The 21,018-nt window shown below is 67.9% G+C and carries 19 protein-coding genes, 1 tRNA gene, 1 other RNA gene and 1 pseudogene; 11 read left to right on the top strand and 11 right to left on the bottom strand.

Features of this window, described 5'->3' with window-relative positions:
• The first annotated feature begins 7 nt into the window (after window positions 1-7).
• Together ACIOTO_RS17570 and dapF are read left to right on the top strand one after the other, a co-directional pair.
• Window positions 8-547 carry a dihydrofolate reductase family protein gene (locus tag ACIOTO_RS17570; protein ID WP_400858746.1) on the top strand — a complete coding sequence of 180 codons (540 nt, stop codon included), beginning with the start codon at window positions 8-10 and terminating at the stop codon, window positions 545-547.
• Between the two features lie 72 nt (window positions 548-619).
• Window positions 620-1,492 carry a diaminopimelate epimerase gene (dapF, locus tag ACIOTO_RS17575; protein ID WP_372466984.1) on the top strand — a complete coding sequence of 291 codons (873 nt, stop codon included), beginning with the start codon at window positions 620-622 and terminating at the stop codon, window positions 1,490-1,492.
• Window positions 1,493-1,546: 54 nt separating this feature from the next.
• Here the strand turns inward: dapF and ACIOTO_RS17580 are convergent, their stop codons facing one another.
• Complete coding sequence (locus ACIOTO_RS17580; protein WP_091033475.1) at window positions 1,547-2,194, bottom strand: class I SAM-dependent methyltransferase; 648 nt, start codon at window positions 2,192-2,194, stop codon at window positions 1,547-1,549.
• 295 nt (window positions 2,195-2,489) lie between these two features.
• Here ACIOTO_RS17580 and hflX point away from each other — a divergent pair.
• A pseudogene (hflX, locus tag ACIOTO_RS17585) lies at window positions 2,490-3,776 on the top strand (GTPase HflX); the annotation flags it as partial.
• Between the two features lie 6 nt (window positions 3,777-3,782).
• On the opposite strand, the gene ACIOTO_RS17590 reads toward hflX, so the two are convergent.
• Window positions 3,783-4,448: an SIMPL domain-containing protein gene (locus ACIOTO_RS17590; protein ID WP_400858747.1), complete on the bottom strand. Its 666-nt coding sequence runs from the start codon at window positions 4,446-4,448 to the stop codon at window positions 3,783-3,785.
• 141 nt (window positions 4,449-4,589) lie between these two features.
• Between ACIOTO_RS17590 and ssrA the strand changes: the two genes are divergently transcribed.
• Window positions 4,590-4,959, top strand: a transfer-messenger RNA (tmRNA) gene (gene ssrA / locus ACIOTO_RS17595).
• 76 nt (window positions 4,960-5,035) lie between these two features.
• Here the strand turns inward: ssrA and ACIOTO_RS17600 are convergent.
• On the bottom strand, window positions 5,036-5,635 hold the full coding sequence (locus tag ACIOTO_RS17600) for a hypothetical protein (RefSeq protein WP_400858748.1): 600 nt from the start codon (window positions 5,633-5,635) through the stop codon (window positions 5,036-5,038).
• A 136-nt stretch (window positions 5,636-5,771) separates the two neighbouring features.
• Between ACIOTO_RS17600 and ACIOTO_RS17605 the strand changes: the two genes are divergently transcribed.
• Window positions 5,772-8,633 (top strand): HAD-IC family P-type ATPase, encoded by a 2,862-nt coding sequence (locus ACIOTO_RS17605; protein WP_400858749.1) that lies wholly within the window; start codon window positions 5,772-5,774, stop codon window positions 8,631-8,633.
• Window positions 8,634-8,657: 24 nt separating this feature from the next.
• Here ACIOTO_RS17605 and ACIOTO_RS17610 read toward each other — a convergent pair whose 3' ends face one another.
• Both ACIOTO_RS17610 and ACIOTO_RS17615 read right to left on the bottom strand, forming a co-directional pair.
• Entirely contained in the window at window positions 8,658-9,224 is a 567-nt protein-coding gene (locus ACIOTO_RS17610) for a hypothetical protein (protein WP_400858750.1), read from the bottom strand.
• A 20-nt stretch (window positions 9,225-9,244) separates the two neighbouring features.
• A complete protein-coding gene (locus ACIOTO_RS17615; RefSeq protein WP_400858751.1) occupies window positions 9,245-10,045 on the bottom strand; it encodes an inositol monophosphatase family protein in 801 nt (266 codons plus the stop codon).
• Window positions 10,046-10,199: 154 nt separating this feature from the next.
• Here ACIOTO_RS17615 and ACIOTO_RS17620 point away from each other — a divergent pair.
• Together ACIOTO_RS17620 and ACIOTO_RS17625 are read left to right on the top strand one after the other, a co-directional pair.
• Window positions 10,200-10,272: transfer RNA gene (locus ACIOTO_RS17620), tRNA-Lys, on the top strand.
• A 255-nt stretch (window positions 10,273-10,527) separates the two neighbouring features.
• Entirely contained in the window at window positions 10,528-12,081 is a 1,554-nt protein-coding gene (locus tag ACIOTO_RS17625) for an Ig-like domain-containing protein (RefSeq protein ID WP_400858752.1), read from the top strand.
• A 112-nt stretch (window positions 12,082-12,193) separates the two neighbouring features.
• On the opposite strand, the gene ACIOTO_RS17630 is transcribed toward ACIOTO_RS17625, so the two are convergent.
• From ACIOTO_RS17630 to ACIOTO_RS17645, 4 genes are all read right to left on the bottom strand, one after another.
• Window positions 12,194-12,676 (bottom strand): YbaK/EbsC family protein, encoded by a 483-nt coding sequence (locus ACIOTO_RS17630; RefSeq protein ID WP_400858753.1) that lies wholly within the window; start codon window positions 12,674-12,676, stop codon window positions 12,194-12,196.
• 75 nt (window positions 12,677-12,751) lie between these two features.
• On the bottom strand, window positions 12,752-13,981 hold the full coding sequence (locus ACIOTO_RS17635; protein ID WP_400858754.1) for an MFS transporter: 1,230 nt from the start codon (window positions 13,979-13,981) through the stop codon (window positions 12,752-12,754).
• The gene (locus tag ACIOTO_RS17640) at window positions 13,978-14,415 is read right to left on the bottom strand and encodes a MarR family winged helix-turn-helix transcriptional regulator (RefSeq protein ID WP_105709812.1); all 438 of its coding nucleotides are present in this window, start codon (window positions 14,413-14,415) and stop codon (window positions 13,978-13,980) included. The genes ACIOTO_RS17635 and ACIOTO_RS17640 overlap by 4 nt, the downstream gene beginning before the upstream one ends.
• 36 nt (window positions 14,416-14,451) lie before the next feature.
• On the bottom strand, window positions 14,452-15,240 hold the full coding sequence (locus tag ACIOTO_RS17645) for an IclR family transcriptional regulator (protein ID WP_105709813.1): 789 nt from the start codon (window positions 15,238-15,240) through the stop codon (window positions 14,452-14,454).
• Window positions 15,241-15,345: 105 nt separating this feature from the next.
• Here ACIOTO_RS17645 and ACIOTO_RS17650 point away from each other — a divergent pair, with 105 nt between their 5' ends.
• The 3 genes from ACIOTO_RS17650 to ACIOTO_RS17660 are packed head-to-tail and all read left to right on the top strand — an operon-like array spanning window position 15,346 to window position 17,966.
• Window positions 15,346-16,119, top strand: coding sequence for a CoA transferase subunit A (locus tag ACIOTO_RS17650; RefSeq protein ID WP_262000828.1), 774 nt, complete (start codon window positions 15,346-15,348; stop codon window positions 16,117-16,119).
• 1 nt (window position 16,120) lies between these two features.
• Window positions 16,121-16,789 (top strand): CoA transferase subunit B, encoded by a 669-nt coding sequence (locus ACIOTO_RS17655; protein WP_400858755.1) that lies wholly within the window; start codon window positions 16,121-16,123, stop codon window positions 16,787-16,789.
• Window positions 16,782-17,966 (top strand): acetyl-CoA C-acetyltransferase, encoded by a 1,185-nt coding sequence (locus ACIOTO_RS17660; RefSeq protein ID WP_400858756.1) that lies wholly within the window; start codon window positions 16,782-16,784, stop codon window positions 17,964-17,966. The genes ACIOTO_RS17655 and ACIOTO_RS17660 overlap by 8 nt, the downstream gene beginning before the upstream one ends.
• Window positions 17,967-17,990: 24 nt before the next feature.
• Here ACIOTO_RS17660 and ACIOTO_RS17665 read toward each other — a convergent pair whose 3' ends face one another.
• Together ACIOTO_RS17665 and ACIOTO_RS17670 are read right to left on the bottom strand one after the other, a co-directional pair.
• Complete coding sequence (locus ACIOTO_RS17665) at window positions 17,991-18,290, bottom strand: hypothetical protein (RefSeq protein WP_029263584.1); 300 nt, start codon at window positions 18,288-18,290, stop codon at window positions 17,991-17,993.
• A 9-nt stretch (window positions 18,291-18,299) separates the two neighbouring features.
• Entirely contained in the window at window positions 18,300-19,505 is a 1,206-nt protein-coding gene (locus tag ACIOTO_RS17670) for a PLP-dependent aminotransferase family protein (RefSeq protein ID WP_400858757.1), read from the bottom strand.
• Between the two features lie 227 nt (window positions 19,506-19,732).
• On the opposite strand from ACIOTO_RS17670, the gene ACIOTO_RS17675 reads away from it, so the two are divergent.
• The gene (locus tag ACIOTO_RS17675; RefSeq protein WP_029263582.1) at window positions 19,733-20,995 is read left to right on the top strand and encodes an MFS transporter; all 1,263 of its coding nucleotides are present in this window, start codon (window positions 19,733-19,735) and stop codon (window positions 20,993-20,995) included.
• Window positions 20,996-21,018 lie beyond the last annotated feature (23 nt).

Below are 21,018 nucleotides of genomic sequence, written 5' to 3' on the forward strand. Positions count from 1 at the left end.
TCGGTGCATGGCCACCCACTTCTTCACCGCATCCAGCCTCGACGGATTCATCGCGACAGACGAGCATTCGCTCGACTGGCTGCTGACCCAAGACGTCGACCCCGACGGGCCGATGGGCTACAACGCCTTCGAGAAGAACATCGGCGCGCTGGCGATGGGTTCGTCGACGTACGAGTGGGTGATGCGACACGAAGAAGGACGATGGGGGTACACGCAGCCCACCTGGGTGTTCACACACCGCGAGATCTCGCTCCCGGAGGGTGCCGATGTGCGGCTGACGCATGACGACGTGCGCAGTGTGCACGCCGAAATGCTCGCTGCCGTCGCGGGTCAGGACATCTGGATCGTCGGTGGGGGAGATCTCGCGGGTCAGTTCGCGGACGCGGGTCTTCTTGATGAGGTGTGGGTCCAGTACGCGCCGGTGATGCTGGGCTCCGGCGCCCCACTCCTTCCGCGGCGGCTCGACCTGGAGCTTCGCGAGGTCGCGCGAAACCGCAACTTCCTCTGCGGTCGATACTCGGTCGTCTCGGCCGGAGCCGCGAAGTGACTTCGTAGAACGTTCTGCGGAGGAGGTGCGCGGCGTCTTCGCCCTATGGCTGCGCTCTCTAGACTGGGGAGCATGGTCGCATTCACCAAGGGTCACGGCACGGGCAACGACTTCATCATCATCGCCGACCCCGACGGGGCGCTCGATCTGACGGTCGAGCAGGTCGCTGTGCTGTGCGACCGCCACTTCGGAATCGGTGCCGACGGCATCCTCCGCGTCGTGCGCTCGTCGGCGATCGCTGAGGGAGCAGCGGCTCTGGCCGAGGAGCCGGCGGCCGAGTGGTTCATGGACTATCGCAACGCCGACGGATCGATCGCCGAGATGTGCGGCAACGGCATCCGGGTCTTCGCTCACTATCTCGTGCGCGCGGGGCTTGCGACCATTGAACCGGGAGCGACACTGCCGATCGGTACCCGTGCCGGTGTGCGCGACGTGACGCGCAGCGCGACGGGATACCAGGTCGACCTCGGCCGGTGGAAGCTGTCCGGCGACGATCCGCTGGTGCGCGTCGACGGCCTCCCGGTCACGCGTCCCGGTCTCGGAATCGACGTCGGCAACCCTCACGTGATCGTGGCGATCGCCTCCGAACATGAGCTCGCCTTGCTCGAGCTGCACCGTGCGCCGGAACTCGATCCCATTCTGCCGGCCGGCGCGAACGTCGAGTTCGTCGTTCCGGGTGAGCCGTTGGTGCGCGATGGAGTCGGGCACGTCCGCATGCGTGTGTTCGAGCGCGGCGTCGGTGAGACCCTCAGCTGCGGTACCGGTGTGGCTGCCACCGCACTCGCCGTGCGGTACTGGGCGGGGGAGAATGCCCCGAACAATTGGCAGGTCGAGGTGCCGGGAGGCACACTCGGAGTGCGGATGTTCCCGGCAGAAGACGGCGAGCACGTCGCCCTGTCCGGTCCCGCTCAACTCGTCTTCAGCGGAGAGATCGAGCTGCTCTGACCGAAGCCGTACGACGCCGTCGTCGGTCGGCGTGGTCGCTCTGCATCGACGCGGTCAGAGTCCGGACAGCGCGATCGGCTCGGTCGGCGGCGTCCCGTGCTTGCGTACCTTGAGGATGCGATAGCCCTTGCCGGTCGCGGTGCGGAAGACGCTGTATCCCGGCTGGAACGTCGAGCCGATCCAGCGCTGCAGCGAATCGGCGCCGAGATTGCGCTGGACCACGAGCCAGGCATCGCTACGCTCGTCGAGCCTCGGTATCCACCGCTCGAGCAGTCCGTGCAGTTCGTTCTTGCCGACGCGGATGGGCGGATTCGAACGGATCGTGCGGAACGAGACGTGCTCGGGAACATCGTCGGGTAGAGATGCGTTGACATTGGTGAGCCCGAGGGACGCGGCGTTGCGGCGCACCAGATCGAGGGCTCGCTCATTCACATCGACGGCCCAGATCGTCGCATGCGGAGCGGCGAGGGCCATCGAGATGCTGACGGGGCCCCAGCCGCTGCCGAGGTCGAGAAGATTGCCTCCCGGGGGAACCGGGGGCATGTTGGCGAGAAGCACTGCAGTGCCGGCATCCAGCCGATCCGGGCTGAAGACGCCACCGGCGGTGGTGACTTCCAGCTCTCGGCCTGCGAGTGATACACGGATCCTGCGCAGATTCTCGGGGCTTGCCGGGGCCGCAGTGAAGTAATGGTCTGACCCCATACGGTGAGCGTACCGGACAGCGCGGGCTAAGGTTAAGGCTCGCTACAAAACCCCCAGAGACAAGGAACGGATGACGGATACCACGACACCCTCCAACGGCGACGACACGGTCGATCGCGTGCTCGCGAACGCAGAGAAGCGCTCCGACGTCCACGTGTTCGGAGCAGCGCAGGCGCTGCAAGACGAGTCGACCGCCGCGCACGCCAGCACGGACGGGGCGCAATGGGATCTCGAAGACCGTCACGCTCTTCGCCGCGTCGGTGGACTCTCGACCGAGCTCGAGGACGTCACCGAGGTCGAGTACCGCCAGCTTCGCCTGGAGAACGTCGTCCTCGTCGGTGTCTACCCGCAGGGTGCGCAGGAGGATGCCGAGAACTCGCTGCGTGAGCTCGCCGCACTGGCCGAGACCGCGGGTGCCGTCGTGCTCGATGGCGTCCTGCAGCGTCGCCCGCACCCGGATGCTGCCACGTATCTCGGGCGCGGCAAGGCGCAGGAGCTCAAGGACATCGTCGCCGCGGTCGGGGCCGACACGGTCATCGCCGACACCGAACTCGCGCCGAGCCAGCGACGCGCGCTCGAGGACGTCGTCAAGGTGAAGGTCATCGACCGCACCACCGTGATCCTCGACATCTTCAGCCAGCACGCGAAGAGCAGGGAGGGCAAGGCGCAGGTCGAGCTCGCTCAGCTCGAGTATCTGCTCCCTCGTCTTCGCGGGTGGGGCGACTCCATGAGCCGACAAGCCGGTGGCCAGGTCGGCGCCGGTGGTGCGGGCATGGGATCCCGTGGTCCCGGTGAGACCAAGATCGAGCTCGATCGGCGGCGGATCCGCACCAAGATGGCGCTCCTGCGTCGGCAGATCCGTGACTTCGGACCGGCTCGTGAAGCGAAGCGTGCGGAGCGCAAACGCAACACCATCCCCTCGGTGGCGATCGCCGGCTACACCAACGCGGGCAAGTCGAGTCTGCTCAATGCGCTCACCAGTGCCGGCGTCCTGGTCGAGAACGCCCTCTTCGCGACGCTGGACGCGACCGTGCGCCGATCTGAGACCGAAGACGGCCGTGTCTACACGCTGACCGACACTGTCGGCTTTGTCCGCAATCTCCCGCATCAGCTCGTCGAGGCCTTCCGCTCGACCCTGGAAGAGGTCGGAGAGGCTGACGTGGTGCTCCACGTCGTCGATGCGTCGCACCCCGACCCGGCCGGTCAGCTGCAGACGGTACGCGATGTCCTCGGCGATGTCGGAGTGCGTGACCTGCCCGAGATCGTCGTCTTCAACAAGGCAGATCTGATCGACGACGACGAACGCCTGGTGCTCCGCGGTCTTCAGCCGCACGCGCACTTCGTGTCGTCACGCTCCGGTGAGGGAATTGCCGAACTCCGTGCCGTCATCGAGGAAGCACTCCCGAAGCCTGCGATCGAGGTTCACGCGGTGATCCCGTATGACCGCGGCGACCTCGTGGCGGCCATCCATGAGACGGGGATGCTCCTCGAAGTGGAGCATCGAGAGGCCGGCACCGCCGTGCACGCGAGGGTGTCCGAGCGCCTCGCGGCAGAACTCGCTCCCTTCACCGTCGTCAACTGACCCGGCTCACCGGGCGAGGAAGCGCGCCTCGACCGTCGCGGAGATGACGATCTCCTCCGGCTCGTATTCCATGGCCGGGGCTGCATCTGCGGCGAATGCCACGCCTCCGCGAGCCTTCATCATGGGGGCACCCGGCATCGGCTGCCCGCTCGAGATGAGACCGACATCGGCGATCTCGAGCGGCGTGACCTCGTCGAGACCGAGAGCCCCCGCATATGCCTTGGCGCGGGTGACGGCGACGCTGACGGCCTCGGCGGCCACCTCCCGCTCGATCTGCGTTCGTGTCACGCGGGTGAGGTGCCAATCGACCCAGCCCACCTCGACGCCGTCCCAGGGCGAGATGTCCGAGACCCATATCGAGAGTTCCGATGCCTCTGCGAATGTCGCAGTGAAGTCGATGCTCGCGTAGTAGACGGGTGCGAGGCGCTTGCCGTCGTTGTTCCAGGGTCGCTCGGCTCGCACGGAGAGTCGTTTGCTGGTCCAGTCGACGACGCTGCCCTCCTCTGCCCGCTCCGTGATGCTGCCGCGTACGGGCTCGGCCAAACGCATCACGTGCTCGACGACGGTCGTGCGCTCGGAACCCTCCGCCCGCACGCTGACCCGGATGGTGGCGCGCTCCGGCGCGACACGCGCCTCGTGTTCGCCGCGGACTGTGACGGTGACTTCGCTCATGCGCTGACTCTACGCCAGCGCTCCGGGCGCCTGCGGAATGGCGAATGGCCCGTGAACGTTGTAGTCTGTGATGCTCGGGTGTTCGTCGCCCGGGATGGTAATTCCATAGTGTGACAGCGGCTCCTTCGAGAGAAGGATCACGGGGCTGATCGGTTTCGACAGCGCCTGTGAATCCACGAGAAGCGGGCCGAGGATGCAGAGTTATCTCGTTAACGCTCTCTGCAAAAAAATAGTTGCCGAAACCAAGCGCAACGACTTCGCCCTCGCTGCATAAGCGAGCCCGATAGTCCGTCAGGCCGTATGTGATTCCGATACGGATCCTGGCGTCATTTAGGAATCTTGCTGCGTGATGGCGTCTGGACGTCACGTGGGACTCTTCCCAGGCTGGGCTCGTCGACTTAGGTGTCTGTGACAAAGGTCGGAGCCGAGTAGAACGTCTTCACAGACTGCGCCCGGAGAAGGCGTGGAGACTCAGCGTTGGACGGGGGTTCGATTCCCCCCAGCTCCACCAAGCCGTTGTCACAGAAGAAGCCCCGTGCTCTCCTTCCAGGAGGTCACGGGGCTTTTTCGTGTGCGGGAACGGCGTGTCACTCCACCGTCTGCGTATAGGGCACCGTCAGCACAGCATCCGCATATCCCGCTGCCGAGAACCGGATCGTGATGATGCCGTCCCAGAAGGAGGTCCCTCCGTTCGGTGTCTCCGCGCCGAACATGAATGCCGCCTCAGGGTCGGCGAGATAGGTCGAAACGGTCGGCACCGTCAGAGTGCCTGCCGCGATGACGGTGCTGAAGACGAACACGCTGTACAGCTGGTCGTCTGCAGCGCCCTGCAGGAGTGTCCACCCGCTGATGCCTCCATCTTGGGAGGGAGACCCTCCGTCGTAGAGGTAGAGCCCCTGTGCGCCGGAGTTGGCACCGGTGCCCTGCCAGGAGATGGTCGCTGTGACCTGTGTAGGAGCGGCGGGCGCCGGCGAAAGGGCGAGCTGACCGCTCAGGGTGAACTCGGAACTCCACTGCGGGCCCGTGAAGGCGAGGACCACGCCGGTTGCGTCGATCGCGCCTCCGCTCGCCGCTTGGGCCGGTGTGGCTGCCGTGAGCGCGATCACGGGGACCGACCACGCCGCCGCGCCGATGACGGTGCGGCGAGAGATCGTGGGACGCACAGGGAGAGGGCGTTCGTCGGGCACGGAGCATCCTTCGGGGAGAGATGAAGCGGTCCGACAGCAGTAGGCCTCGGTGCGTGGAAGAGGTTAGCAGAGGCAAGCAGACGAGGAAGCGCGAAAGGCCCCCGCTGGTTTCGACGGGGGACCTATATTGAGGTCTGTGGAATCGACCCCCGAAACTCTTGCGACCGGTCTCACTCGAGCGGAGGTCGCCGAACGCGTCACGGACGGGAAGACGAACGCCTTCGTGGCGGACACGAGCCGCAGCGCGTGGAGCATCGTGCGGGCGAACGTCTTCACGCTGTTCAACGGCATCGTCTTCGCGTGTTTCTTCATCCTCTTCCTGGTCGGGCGGTGGCAGGATGCGCTCTTCGGGCTCGCCGCCTTCGCGAACGCCATCATCGGCTGTGTTCAGGAGTTCCGAGCGAAGTCGGCTCTCGACCGCCTGGCACTGATGAACGCACCGCGCGCTCTGGTGCTCAGGGAAGCTGCGGAGGCGGAGATCGCCCCCACCGAGGTCGTCCTCGACGACGTGCTGGTCCTGCGCGCCGGCGAGCAGGTGCCGGCCGACGCCAGAATACTCACGGCGCGCGGGCTGCAGATCGATGAGTCGATGCTCACGGGCGAGTCCGACCCGGTGGAGAAGCAGCCGGGCGACGAGGCTCTTTCGGGCGCGGTGGTCGTCGCCGGCGAGGGAACCGCGCAAGCGACCCGTGTGGGCGCCGACTCGTACGCCAACCACTTCGCGGGCGAAGCGAAGCGTTTCTCGCTCGTCTCCAGCGAGCTCCGCTCGTCGGTCAACCGGGTCCTGAAGTGGGTGAGCTGGGTGATCGGACCGGTGGGGCTGCTCGTCCTGAACGCGCAGATCATCGTCACGGGCGGGTACGCCACCGTGTTCTCCAGCGGCGCCTGGGTGCAGGCCGTCGTGAACACGATCGCCGCGCTGACGGCGATGATCCCGCTCGGGCTGGTGCTCATGACGAGCATCGCCTTCGCCGTCGGTGCGTCGAAACTGGCACGCAGGCAGGTTCTTGTGAATGAGCTGCCCGCGGTCGAAGGGCTCGCCCGGGTCGACGTCGTATGTCTCGACAAGACCGGCACCCTCACCGTGGGGGAGATAGGGTTCGACGAAGCGCACGGACTCTCCGGGCTCACGTCGGAGCGTGCGGAGGCGGCAGCGGCGGCGCTGGGCTGGTATGCCGCCTCTCCGGATGCGAATGCCACGGCGCGATCGATGCGAGCGGTGTATCCGGCCGAGTCTCCGCTCGCGGTCGCGGACTACATCCCCTTCTCCTCCGCACGCAAGTGGAGCGCAGTCTCCTTCGAACAGGTCGCCGGGACCTGGGTGATGGGTGCACCGGAGATGGTGTTCGGCGATGCAGCGACATCCGACGAGACCGAACTCGGGCGCACGGTCACCGCGCTCGCAGAGACCGGCCGACGCACGTTGGTCCTCGGCTACGCGGAATCGGCGTTGTCCGAGGTGGATGTCGACTCCGAGCGGCTTCCGGATGGTGTGGTCGCGGCCATCGTCCTCACCTTCCGGGAGCGGGTACGCCCCGACGCCGCCCAGACGCTCGAGTACTTCGCGCGGCAGGATGTGGGCATCCGGATCATCTCGGGCGACAACCCGCGCACGGTCGCGGCGATCGCGCGAGAGGTGGGAGTGGACGTCGCGGAGGGCTTCGACGCACGTCGCCTTCCCGATGATGACGCCGAACTCGCAGACGTGCTCGAAACCAACTTGGTTTTCGGACGCGTCTCACCCGAGCAGAAGAAGCGCATGGTCGCGGCCCTGCAGAGTCGCGGGCACACCGTGGCGATGACCGGTGACGGCGTCAACGACGCCCTCGCGATCAAGGCCGCCGACATCGGTATCGCCATGAACACGGGATCGCCCGCCACGAAGGCGGTGGCGCGATTGGTGCTGCTCGACGGGCAGTTCTCGCACCTGCCCGATGTCGTCGCGGAAGGGCGTCAGGTCATCGCGAACATCGAACGCGTATCGATGCTCTTCCTGAACAAGACCGTGTACGCCACACTTCTCGCGATCATCTTCGGGGTGTTCGTGCTGGAGTTCCCGTTCCTCCCGCGCCAGCTCTCCATCACCGACGGTCTCACCATCGGCATCCCGGCGTTCTTCCTCGCGCTGATGCCCAACGCGGCACGTTATGTGCCCGGATTCCTCCGGCGATCGTTGAGCTTCGCCATTCCCTCGGGGATCATCGTAGCGCTCGGTCTCACGTGGTTCACCTTCGTCGCGCGCGGGCTCGAGGCGCACGAGGAGCAGCTGCGCACCGGAGCGACCGTCATCCTCGCCGTCGTCGGCATCTGGGTGCTGGCCGTGCTCGCCCGCCCCCTCAACCGCTTCAAGGTGCTGGTGGTGGGTGCGATGTTCATCCTGCTCATCGCCGTGTTCTCGCTTCCCCTCGCGCGACAGTTCTTCGTCCTCGTCGATCCGGGGGAAGACCTCGCGATCGCGCTCACCGGGATCACAATCGTGATGATCGCGGCGATCGAGGTCGTGCGCATCGTGCATCGTCGGCTCGTCCTGAGAGAGGAGCCCACGACGGCGCGTGCACAGGCGCCTGAGCCGGGCAGCGGTACCGAGCGTGGGCTGGCGGCCGTCATCACGACGACGGTCGCCGTGCTCTCGTACGTGTTCGGAATCCTCGCCACGGGCTTCGGCATCCTGGTCTTCCTCGGGCGCTACGACCCGGACGTGAGCGCCTCCGCGTTCTCGCTCGCGGGCGCGGCCATCGCGCTGTTCGGTCTCCTGGTGTTCGCGGTCGCCGCCGGTATCCGCCGGGGGAGCGGGCTCTCGCGGCTGTTGCTCACGCTCTTCCTCGGGGTCGTGCTCGCACTCAGTGCAATCGTGCTCGTCTTCGGAGACCGGTGGGACTGGGGAGCAGCCGTCACTGCCGTGGTCGCCGCCCTCATCGTCGTCCTGCTCTGGACACCACCGGTCGCCCGGGGTTTCCGGCCCGTCCTGGAGAGTTCGATGGGGAGTACGGCGCCGTAGCGATGTCGCGAGCTCGAGCGGCGCTCAGCCGGTCCACTCGATGAGGATCAGCCCCTGACGCGTGTCCGCGAAGCGCACCCATCCGTCGCCGAACAGATACGTCATCCCGTATCCGTCTTCATCGAGTCCCATCGCGTATCGCGGATCTTCCGTGAAGTACACCCCGTCCGGGCCGTCCTCGCGCTTCCACCCCTCGGAGAGCAAACCGGACTGGGCCTGCGCGGCGTCCTCCGAACTCAGAGATGCCCAGCCATAGAGCTGACCGTGGTCGGACGCGACGCTGTAGTCGGCCCAGAAGCACAGCAGCCCATCGGTCAGCGCCACCCCGCCGACGACGAACTCCTTCGACTGCGCGGTCCATCCCATATCCGTGAACACGGAAACCGTTCCCGCCGAGATCATGGATTCACACGTGAGCTCGCCGGGAGTCTCCGGGACGCTGGAGCTCACCGGCTCGGGGCTCGGAGCCGGGCTCGGGCGGACCGCATCCGATGTGGGTGAGGCCTGCGGCTCCGCAGGTGCTCCGCACGCCGTCAGAGCGACGAGAAGCACCAGGGCGCCTGCGGCGGCGGAGACGATGCGGAGGGTCATCCTGTGCCTCGTGGTTCGGATCAGTCGTGCATGAGCTTCAGGAACTCATCGTGGAGCGTGCCGTTGGTGGCGAGTGTGGAGCGCGCTGATATCGTCTCAGCGCCGTCGGCGGCGGTCATCCGCCCGCCGGCCTCCCGGATGATCGGCACGGCCGCGGCGATGTCGTATTCCTTGACATCGAATTCGGCGACCATGTCGATCCGCCCTTCGGCGAGGAGCATGTAGGAGTACACGTCGCCGTAGGCGCGATCGCGCCAGACGCGTGCCGCGACTCGGAGGAGAGAGTCGAGCCGTCCCGCGTCGGACCACTGCGCGATGCTCTGGAAGCTCACGCTCGCATCGTCGAGCGATGACACGGTGGAGACCTGGAGCCGGCGGGGCTCGCCGTCGGTCGCGGTCCACGAGCCTTCGCCGGCGGCTCCCCACCAGCGCCTGCCGAGTGCCGGCATGCTGACGACACCGACCTGGGGGACACCATCGATCGCGAGAGCGATCATCGTGCCCCACAAGGGAACGCCGCGGAGGAAGTTGGCCGTGCCGTCGATGGGGTCGATGATCCACTGGCGATGCGTCCCGCCCTGCGCGCCGAACTCCTCGCCGAAGATCCCGTCGTCGGGTCGTTCGGTCTCGAGGATGGTGCGGATCGCCCGCTCCGTCGCGAGGTCGGCGTCGGTCACGTGCGACTTGTCGGCCTTGGTGGAGATCTCCAGGTCGGCCGCATCGAACCGCGGGAGCGACTGGGCGTCGGCGGCGTCGGCGAGGCGGAGCGCGAGGAGGAGATCGCTGCGCAGGTCATCGGCGTGAGGGGAGGAGGCGGTCACGCTCCCAGGATAGTCGGCGGAACAACGGGCGCTGAGGGCCGAACGGCCATGTTTCCGAGTGCGACGGGCACCGGCACGCCCGGGCCCACCTCGATTTCGCATGGGGGCGGTCGGCTGGTAATGTAATTCCTCGGTCGGGGTTATCCCGGGCCACGCACCTCTAGCTCAATCGGCAGAGCAACTGACTCTTAATCAGTGGGTTCTCGGTTCAAGTCCGAGGGGGTGCACGGAACAGCCTCAGAAACTCTCGCCAGTTTCTGGGGCTTTTCTGCTTTCTTGTGCACGCGGTCCGCTTATCGATCCGGACAGGCCCGCGAAGTCCGGGTTTCTGAGGGCTTGCAGAGAATGCCGGTGTACCGCGTAATGGGCTCTCGTCGAGGCCGTCTCTCACACGGGGACAACCGCGTCACCGCCATCGGATGCGTCGCTGCGCAGCAGCACGGCCGAGGCGGTGAGGCTTCGACAAGAAACTGGGGAACACCGTGTACAGAAGTAATCGGCGCGCGCGATCGCGCCGCGCATCCATCACGTTCGTCGCCGCCGCTGCGGCGGCACTCACCGCTGTGGTCACGGGCGTGGGCGCCGGCGCAGCCATCGCTGCCGAGTACGACCATCCCGCGGCCATCGATCCTGCGTCGATCACGGTGACCACCGTGGACGGGGATGAGACTCTGGCGCAGTTCGATCAGGTGCGCGTGGACGCGGACTGGTCGGTGCCGGATGGCGCTCTCGGCGGCGAGACGTTCGGGTTCACGCTTCCGCGTGAGTTCGCCCGAACCGGCCTGACATTCTCGGTCCCCTCGACCGAGGACCCGACGGAGATCGTGGCCGAATGCGCCGTCAGCAGCGACGCGGCACCGGTGGTGACCTGCACCCTCACCGACTACGTGAACGGGCGCACGGGCGTCAACGGTTCGCTGTGGTTCCTGGCCAGCGCCGACGAGCAGACCTCAGAGACGACCGTGGAGTTCGTCGTCGACGGCAAGACCACGCGCGTCGACATCCCGGGCGGTGGGATCACGCCTCTTCCGCCTCTGCCCACGGAGCCTCAGAAGGTGTCATGGCAGACGGACGACGGCAGCATCGCGTGGCAGCTCGAGCTTCCGGGCGCGAGCTTTCCCGGCGTCGAGTCGATCGTCGTCGACGATGTGCTGACCGCGCCGAACGGTGAAGTCGCAGAGCATCACAACCGAGACGGCCAGCTCGCGGTCTGGAGCACCGACGCAGACCAGCAGGACTACCGGACGATCACGAACTGGACCGGTGCCTGGAACGAGGGCGGCACGGCGTTCCACCTCGAGATCCCGGGTGCGATCGATCCCGCACGGACGTACTTCGTCAAGTACCTCACGGTACCGAGCACTCAGGCGGACGGGACCTCATTCAGCAATGTCGCCAATGTCAACGGAGTGGTGCTGCAGGACCGCGAGGTCTGGCAGCTCACGGGGGGCGGCACCGGCGAGGGAAGCGCCACGGGCGCGTTCGCCCTGACCAAAGCCGTCGACGGCTCCGGCGCCACAGACGTGCCCGCGGACGCCGAGTACACGGTCAGCTACAGCTTCGGCGACCCGGTGGTGGAGAAGACCGTCGTGGTGACCGCGGGAGCGGCGACCGCTCCTGTGCGCCTCCCCGCCGGCACCGTCGTCACGCTCGAGGAGCTCACCCCGCCGGCCATCGACGGCATCGAATGGGGCACGCCGGTGTTCTCGGGCACCGGAGTGCGCGCGACCGCGGACGGCGGGGCACAGATCACCGTCTACGGGGGTTCGACGCTCGCGATCACGCTCACCAACACCGCGACGGAGAAGCCGCCGGTGGTCCCGCCGACCACGCCTCCCACGCCGGGGACTCCCGTGACGCCGCCGACCGATGTGACGCCTCCGGTGGAGCTGCCGTTGACCGGCGATTCCCTCGCCACGACCGGTGGCGATGTGCCGGCGGTCATGCTCTGGGGCGCCGGCGCCGCGCTTCTGCTCGGCGTCGCGCTCACCACTCTGGCTGCCGTGCGCGCTCGACGGCGCGAGCCCCAGGGCTGATCCTTGCATCGGGGTCGAGTTCGTCGGAGCACCTGCTTCGCGGTCTCGACCCCGCCGCGTGCGTGGAGAGTCACGCGGCAGGAGACCGCCCTCCGGGAAGCTCGAGGCAATCTCAAGCCACGGCGATGACCGTGCCCCCGGTGATGAGGCGCAGCTGGTCGAACGTGAGCGGCATGACGGTGTGCGGGTGGCCGGCTGCGGCCCACAGCTCGTCATGTTCCTGGAGCGCGTCGTCGAGGAAGGTGCGCAGCGGGGCCGGATGCCCGGCCGGTGCGACGCCGCCGATGGCCTGGCCCGTCGCCGCGCGGACGATGGATGCCGGTGCCATCGACACATCCCGCGCACCGATGCTCGCGGTGAGTACGGCGAGGTCCGCCCGGTGGCCACCGCTGGTCATGACGAGAACCGGCTCTCCGTCAGCGATGAACACGAGGCTGTTCGCGATCGCGGCGACGTCGCACCCGATCGCCGCGGCTGCGGCGGTCGCCGTGCGCGCGGAATCCGGCAGTACGCGGATGGTGGTGTCGACTCCGGCGGCCGAAAGGTGCTGCTGCACGACTCTGCTGCGCTCGGGAAGGGGCGTCTCTTCGCTCATCGCCCCACGATATCGGGAGGGGAGTGTCGGTGCCGGGTCGGGCGTCACTGACCGATCCGACACCGACATCGCGACTCAGGCGGCGTCGCCCACGAGGATCGCCGCGGCATCCTCAGCGGTGGCGTCCTCAGGTTCGTCGTCGATGTGCGCGAGCACGCGCCGCCCGAGGAGCACCGTCAGGGCCGCGAGGAGGACGGACACCGCCGCGAACAGGTACGGCACGGTCGCGTTGAACGCGTGCCACAGCAGCGCCGCGATCGGAGGCGCCATCGCGCCACCGAGGAAGCGCACCGCGGAGTAGGCGGAGGAGGCGACGGACCGGGGAAGGTCCGTGGCCTCCATGACCGCCTCGGTCAACACGGTGTTCATCACGCCGAGCAGCAGACCGCCGATGACGATGCAGGTGACGAGGGCGGCCGCGTTCCCGACGACGAGCCCGGCGGCGACGAGGTCGAGTGCGAGCAGAGGGAGCACCACGAGGATGATCCGCGTGCGTGGCATGCGGCGCATCAGCACCGGTGCCACCCAGACGCTCGTGACCGCGAGTGCGACGCCCCAACCGAAGAACGTGAATCCGATCCCCATCGCGCCGAAGCCCAGGGGGAACGGCGAGAACGCCAGCAGCACGAAGAAGCCGATGTTGTAGAACAGAGCGGCGACCGCGAGGATGGCGAGCGCGGGGCGACGGAGGGCCGTGAAGGGGGCCGAGAAGGGCACCGGGACCCGCTTCTCGCCCGGCCCACGCAACAGCACGAGCACGGCGACGAAAGCGATCGCCATCAGCGCGACGACCCCGAAGAACGGGCCGCGCCAGCTCTGCTCTCCGAGGATGCCACCGAGCAGCGGTCCGACCGCGATGCCGAGGCCGAGCGCGGCCTCGTACAGGATGATCGCGGCGCTGCTGCCGCCGGACGCCGACCCGACGATCGTCGCGAGGGCTGTCGAGATGAACAGCGCATTGCCGAGACCCCAGCCGGCACGGAAGCCGATGACGGCGTCGACGCTGCCGCTCAGAGCGCACAAGAGCGCGAAGACGACGATGAGTGCGAGCCCGATGAGCAGCGTTGCCTTGGCGCCGATGCGGCTGGAGATCCAGCTGGTCACCAGCATCGCGAGGCCGGTCACCAGCAGGTAGCTGGTGAAGAGCAGTTCGGTCTCCACCGGTGACGCCTGAAGCGACTCCGCGATCGCGGGGAGGATCGGATCGACGAGCCCGATTCCCATGAAGGCGACGACGCAGGCGAAGGCGACGGCCCAGACCTGCGCCGGCTGCTTCCACACCGAGGGGGTGGCGGTGGTGTTCACCGAGATTCTCCTGTTCGTTCCGTGGCGGTGTGCGCGGCGAGGATCTCCGCCGCGCGGGTGAGAGCGGACCAGTCGTCGTCCTTCAGGGCGGCGAACCGCGGCGCGAGGATCTCGCGGAACTCCGCGCGCCAGGCCGCGACGGCGGCGGTGCCCTGAGGGGTGATGTCGACGACGGTCGCTCGCGAATCGTCCGGGTCGGGGGAGCGGAGCACGAGCCCCTCGCGCTCCAGCAGGCCGAGGAGGCGGGTCATGCCGGGTTGGGTGGTGCGCGCAGCGGCGGCCAGTTCGCCCACGCGCCTGGCACCCTCCTGCTCGAGGAGACTCAGCACCCGCCACTGCGCGGCGGGCGCGTCGTTGCCGGCGTCCTGCGCCGCTATGCGACCCAGGGCGTAGCCGGAGAGCACCAGCGAAGCGATGACGTCCGTGCGATTCATACCAAAGAGTATATATCGGGTGGTATGTATGGAGGATCAGCGCCGGGCGTTGGCTATCCTCGCCGAGAGCTGATGGGCGTGCGCCAGCAGGGTGCGACCGAGTTCCGCCATGCGATCCGGGCCGAAGCGGAACTCGACACCGGTCAGACTGAGGGCCCACTCCGGGCGCCCGGATCGATCGAAGACGGCGGCGCCGATTCCCCAGCTGCCCTCGACGATCAGGCCCGGGTTGACGGCGTATCCGCGTTCCTTGGTCTCTGCCAATCGGGTGCGCAGCGCGCGCGGCCGGTGTGTCGGCCCCCATGCGCTCTCGAGGTCGGGATGCCGCTCCAGATATGCGTCCACATCATGGTCAGGGAGGAAGGCCAGGATCGCGAGACCCGCGCTCGCGACGCCGAGGGGGAACCTCACGCCCTCGCTCAAGACGAAGGAGCGGATGGGGAAGGATCCTTCCTCGCGAAGCAGACACACCGTCTCGTCCGCTCGTCGCACCGAGAAGAACGCGCTCTCCTCGGTCTTGACCGCCAGTGACCGGACGATGTCCCGCGCCAGGGTGGTCACGTCGTAGCGCGCAGCGGCGACCGAACCCATGAGGAACAGCTCGGGACCGGGCATCCACCGGGTGCTGTCCGCGTCGCGGTCGACGAGCCCCTCGAGCTTGAGCGCGCTGAGGAGGCGATGCGTGGTCGAGCGTGACAGCTCAGCGCCCCGGGCGAGGTCCTGGAGGCTGGCGCCCTCCGCGCCGGCGGCGGTCACCAATCGGAGCAAACGAGCCGCGCGAGCGATGGCCTGCGCGCCAGGGATGGAGCGGGCCGTGGATTCCATATCGTGGACGCTACCTCCGTATCCGACCACATCGCAAGACGTGATCGTTGCGCCGGGGGCCGAAGAGCGGATGCTGGAGTGAGCCACGAATTCGAAGGAGCAGACGTGATCGACAAGCAATGGGACTCGGCAGCGCACGCCGTGTCCGACATTCCCGACGGAGCCTCGTTGGCGGTCGGCGGGTTCGGGCTCTCCGGCAATCCGATCGCGCTCATCGAAGCCTTGCTGGCCCAGGGCACGAAAGGCCTCAGCGTCGTGAGCAACAACTGCGGCGTGGACGACTGGGGACTCGGGGTGCTGCTCGCCGCGCAGCGCATCCGCAAGATGACATCGTCGTACGTGGGGGAGAACAAGGAGTTCGAGCGCCAATTCCTGAGCGGCGAACTCGAGCTCGAACTCACTCCCCAGGGAACGCTGGCCGAGAAGCTGCGGGCCGGTGGATCGGGGATCGCGGCCTTCTACACGCAGACGGGTGTCGGCACCCAGGTCGCAGAAGGAGGGCTGCCCCGCCGATACAACGCGGACGGCACGATCGCCGTCGCCTCCCCGGTGAAGGACGTCCGAACATTCGAGGTCGATGGCTCGCCGGCGGACTTCGTGCTCGAGGAGGCGATCACCACGGACTTCTCGCTCGTGCACGCTTCCCGCGGCGATCGCCACGGAAACCTCGTCTTCAACAAGGCGGCGCGCAACTTCAACCCGCTGGCCGCGATGGCCGGACGCACCTGCATCGCTCAGGTCGAACAGCTCGTGGAGCCGGGTGAGCTCGATCCGGACAGCATCCACCTTCCCGGCGTCTTCGTGCATCGCATCGTCGAGGTGGGCACGGACATCCCCAAGCGCATCGAGCGGCGCACCGTCGCCGTGGAAGGAGCCTGAGATGGCACTCACACGAGACCAGATGGCGGCCCGCGCGGCAGCCGAGCTGGAGGACGGTTCCTACGTCAATCTCGGAATCGGGTTGCCGACGCTCGTGCCCAACCACGTGCCGAGCGACGTCACGGTGGTGCTCCAATCCGAGAACGGGATTCTCGGCGTTGGGCCCTACCCGCACGAAGACGCCGTGGACCCCGACCTCATCAACGCGGGTAAAGAGACGGTCACGACCCTGCCCGGTGCGGCGTTCTTCGACTCGGCCACCAGCTTCGGGATGATCCGCGGCGGCAAGATCGATGCCGCGATCCTCGGCGCGATGCAGGTCTCGACAAGCGGGGATCTCGCGAACTGGATGATCCCGGGCAAGATGGTGAAGGGCCCCGGCGGTGCAATGGATCTCGTGCACGGTGCTGCTCGGGTGATCGTGCTGATGGAGCACGTGGCCAGGGACGGATCGGCCAAGATCGTGGACGAGTGCTCGCTGCCGCTGACCGGTCGCGGAGTGGTCGACCGGATCATCACGGACCTGGCCGTGATCGACGTCACGCCCGAGGGGCTGACGCTCCTCGAGACGGCCCCGGGAGTCAGCGTGGACGAGGTCATCGCCGCGACCGAGCCGGCGCTCACCATCCATCCGGATCTCCTCCACGAAAGGACCTCGCATCATGAATGACAACGACATCGTCATCGTCGCCGCTGCTCGCACACCGCAGGGGCGACTGAAGGGGCAGCTGGCGGCCTTCACCGCTCCTCAGCTCGGCTCTTTCGCCATCAGAGGCGCGCTGGAGCAGGGCACCATCGATCCGGGTGACGTCCACGCGGTGATCGTCGGACAGGTGCTGGCGGCGGGCTCGGGTCAGAACGCCGCTCGGCAGGCGGCGATCGGTGCCGGGATCGGCTGGGACGTGCCGGCCCACTCCGTGAACAAGGTCTGCCTGTCGGGATTGACCGCGATCATCGACGCCGCTCGGATGATCCGCACCGGCGACGCCGAGGTGGTGGTCGCCGCCGGGATGGAGTCGATGACGCGGGCACCGCACATGCTGATGGGCTCGCGCGACGGCTGGGCGTACGGCAGCGTCGAGGTGCTCGATCACATGGCCTACGACGGTCTGACCGACGCCTACGACCGCGAGAGCATGGGCGCGTCGACGGAGCGCCACAACGCGCGATACGAGCTCACCCGAGAGGCGCAGGACCGTGTCGCCGCGCTCTCTCACCAACGCGCGGCCGCTGCCCAGGAAACGGGAGTGTTCGAGGCCGAGATCGTCGCCGTCGACGTGCCACAGCGCCGGGGTGAGCCGGTTCGCGTGACGAAGGATGAAGGTGTGCGCCCCGACACGACGGTCGAGACCCTCGGTGGGCTGCGGGCGGCCTTCGCGGAGGGCGGATCGATCACCGCGGGGAACTCGTCTCAGATCTCCGACGGCGCATCGGCCGTGGTCGTCACCGCGCGACGCACGGCCGTGGCCAAGGGCTGGTCGGTGCTCGCCACCGTCGGCGCCAGCGGTCAGACGGCCGGCCCGGATAATTCCCTGCAGGCGCAGCCGGCGCGTGCGATCGAGCGTGCGTGCGAGAAGCAGGGGATCGCACCCTCGGATCTCGATCTGGTGGAGATCAACGAAGCATTCGGCGCGGTCGTGGCCCGCTCACAGGTCGAGCTCGGGCTGGACGAGGACATCGTGAACATCCACGGCGGAGGGATCGCGATCGGACACCCGATCGGTGCATCCGGCAACCGACTCGTGGTGCACGCGGTGCACGAGCTCGTGCGTCGCGGTGGCGGAACCGCCGCGGTCGGCCTGTGCGGCGGCGGCGGTCAGGGCGAGGCGTTGATCCTCACACGGTGAACGATGCGCTCGGGGCGCGCGGTGTCAGTGCCGTGCGTCCTTGGCGTGATCCTGCGTGTCGGCGAGTGCCTTCTGCGAGCGGAACTGGAGTCGCTGGGCCTTCTTCGCCTTCTTGACCGACTGCGGCGAGTCGGCATCGACGAGCACACCGCGTCGTTCGCGGTTCATGTCGATCACTGCACCGACGGCGAGCGCCATCGTGATGCCCCAGCTCAGCCAGGACAGCAGGGAGCGCCAGGTGATCGGCTGCTCGCGGGTGCCGCGTAGCAGCGAGACTCCTGCAGAGATCGCAGCGACGAGTCCGGTGCTGAAGAGGTAGCGCATGCCCCCACGCTACCTTCCCGTGCCCCAGGTCGTCCCGAGCCTTGACAAGCCCTCCCTGATCCTGTCAGGGGCGTAGGTCGTGAACGACAGGCGGAGCGTCCGCCGATCGGGCGTTCCGGAGTAGAACGAGACCCCGGGTACGTAGGCGACATCGTGGGCCAGGGCGCGCCCGAGCGACTCGGCGGCATCCATCCCCTCAGGCAGCTGTGCCCAGACGAACATGCCGCCGTCGGGATGGTTCCAGGTGCTGCCGGTCGGCAGAACGGTGGGTAGGGCGTCGAGCATCGCGTCGCGCCGGGCGGAGTACGCCTCGCGGATGCGCGTGAGCGCGGGTTCGCCGCGACCCGACAGGAGGTAATGGGCGGCTGCTGCCTGGTCGATGGTGGAGGTGTGGAGGTCGGCGGCCTGCTTCGCGATCGTCACGGCGGGGCGGATATCAGGGGTCGTGCGGATCCATCCGATGCGCAGCCCCGGCGCGATCACCTTCGAAAAGCTGCCGAGGCTGATCACGTGCGCCGGTGCGAGCTCGGCCAGCGAGGGGAGGGCCTCACCCGAGTACCGCAGTTGGCGGTAGGGCTCGTCCTCGATGATGCGGAATCCCCGTCGCTGTGCGATGGCGGCGATGTGCCGGCGGGCATCGAGCCCGTGCGTGCGGCCGGTGGGATTCTGGAAAGTGGGGACCGTGTAGAAGAACTTCGGGCTGTGCTCGGCGGCGAGCCTGTCCAGTGCTTCGAGATCCAGCTCGTCGCCGTCATAGGGGACGCCGATGACCCGCGCCCCGGCCAGCGCGAAGGTCTGCAGGGCCGCGAGGTAGCACGGTTCCTCGACCAGGATCGTGTCGCCGGGGTCGAGAAGCGTCGTCGAGATCAGGCCGAGCCCCTGCTGCGAACCCGTCGTGATGATGAGGTCGGATGCCGCGGTGGGCAATCCGTCCGCCGAGTAGCGCCGGGCGACTTCCTCCCGGAGCCGGGCGTCTCCCTCGGACGTGGAGTACTGGAGCACAGAGGGGGAGTCGAGGACCGCGTCGAACGCCGCCCGGATGCCGGCGACGTCGAACAGCTCGGGCGCGGGGAGACCGCCGGCGAACGAGATGACCTCCGGGCGCTCGGTCAGCGCGAGAAGGTCGCGCACCGGCGAGGTCTTGGCGTTTCCTGCGCGCTGGGAACGCGGAGGGAGGGTGAGTGCGGCGGCAGCGGCATGCGGGGCAGTGGTCAACGGAGGTTCTTCCTCGGAGGAGTGAGTGCGGGGACAGCGGTGCGGCGGTGTCGCCAAGGATAGACCCGTCCCGAAACGCTCATCTCTCGGGCACTTCCCGGGACCATCCGCTATTCTGGGGTCGTCGCGGCTCGCCCGCGGCCGCACAAACCGTGTATCTACCGGCCGTCGGCATCCCCGGCGGACAGCGGCGGCACCCGACATCGCGTCTTCGACGCGCGAGAGCCATGACACACGCATCAGCACCCCCGCAGATCACCGAGCCGAGCCCGAGCCTTCTCCGTCTCGCCGGATTCCCCTACTTCCTCATCGCCTTCATCGCGCGACTTCCGTTCGCCATGATGGTCGTCGGCGTCCTGACCGTCGTCGTCTCGGCCCGCGGCTCGCTCTCGCTGGGTGGGCTCACCTCGGCCGCCGTCGGTCTGGGAACGGCGTGCTTCGGCCCCCTTCTCGGCGCCGCCGCCGACCGGTTCGGCCAGCGGGTGGTCCTGGTCGTGCTCGCGCTGGCCAACGGCGCGATGCTCCTGCTCTTCACCTTCGTGGTCTACGGGGAAGCCGCAGACGGCTTCGTGCTGTTGGCGGCGGTCGGGATCGGCGCCACGGCACCGCAGGTCGCGCCGCTCTCGCGCTCACGTCTGGTCACGATCATCGCCGATCGAATGCCGGAGGCGCGTCGCGCGAAGACCGTATCCGGGACGATGGCCTACGAGTCCGCGGCGGATGAGACCGTGTTCGTCTTCGGGCCGTTCCTGGTCGGCATCCTGGCGTCCGCGTTCGCTCCGTGGGCTCCGCTGGTGGGCGCCGCTGTGCTCACCGTCGTCTTCGTCGGCGCGTTCGCGCTGCACCCCAGCGGACGTCACGTGTCGCAGGACCGCGACGCGGATGGCAGAGCCCCGTCAGCGGTCTCGGAGCTGTTCCGGCCGCAGCTGCTCATCGTCGTCCTCGGCATTCTCGGCGTGGGGATCTTCTTCGGGACGATGCTCACCTCGCTGACGTCGTTCATGGCTGACCGCGGTGCACCCGAGCAGGCCGGGCTGCTCTACGGCGTGATGGGCGTCGGGTCGGCGGTGCTCGCGTTGGGCGTCGCCTGGCTTCCTCCGTCGTTCTCGATGCGCGCGCGGTGGCTCGTCTTCGCCGGCATCCTGCTCGCCGGAACGCTCCTGCTCGGATTCGTCGACTCGCCGGGCACGATGATGCTCGCGCTGGCGATCATGGGAATCGGCATCGGACCCACCCTGGTCACGCAGTACAGCTTCGGGGCCGCCCGCAGCCCGCGTGGTCGCTCGGCGACGGTCATGACGATGCTGGGCTCCGGCGTCGTGGTCGGGCAGTCGATCGGCGCGGCCGTGGCCGGCGAGATCGCCGAGAACGTCGGAACGTCCGCCGCGCTCCTGCTCCCGATGATCGCGGCATTCATCGCCTTCGGCGCGGGAGTGGCGAACTGGGCGCTCAGCAGCGAGCGGCGTACACGTTCGTCGGTGACGGCCTGACCTCCGGCGACGGTATTCCGCGA

Origin of the sequence: Microbacterium sp. NPDC087592 (assembly GCF_044743585.1) — a bacterium.
Taxonomy (GTDB): Bacteria; Actinomycetota; Actinomycetes; order Actinomycetales; family Microbacteriaceae; genus Microbacterium.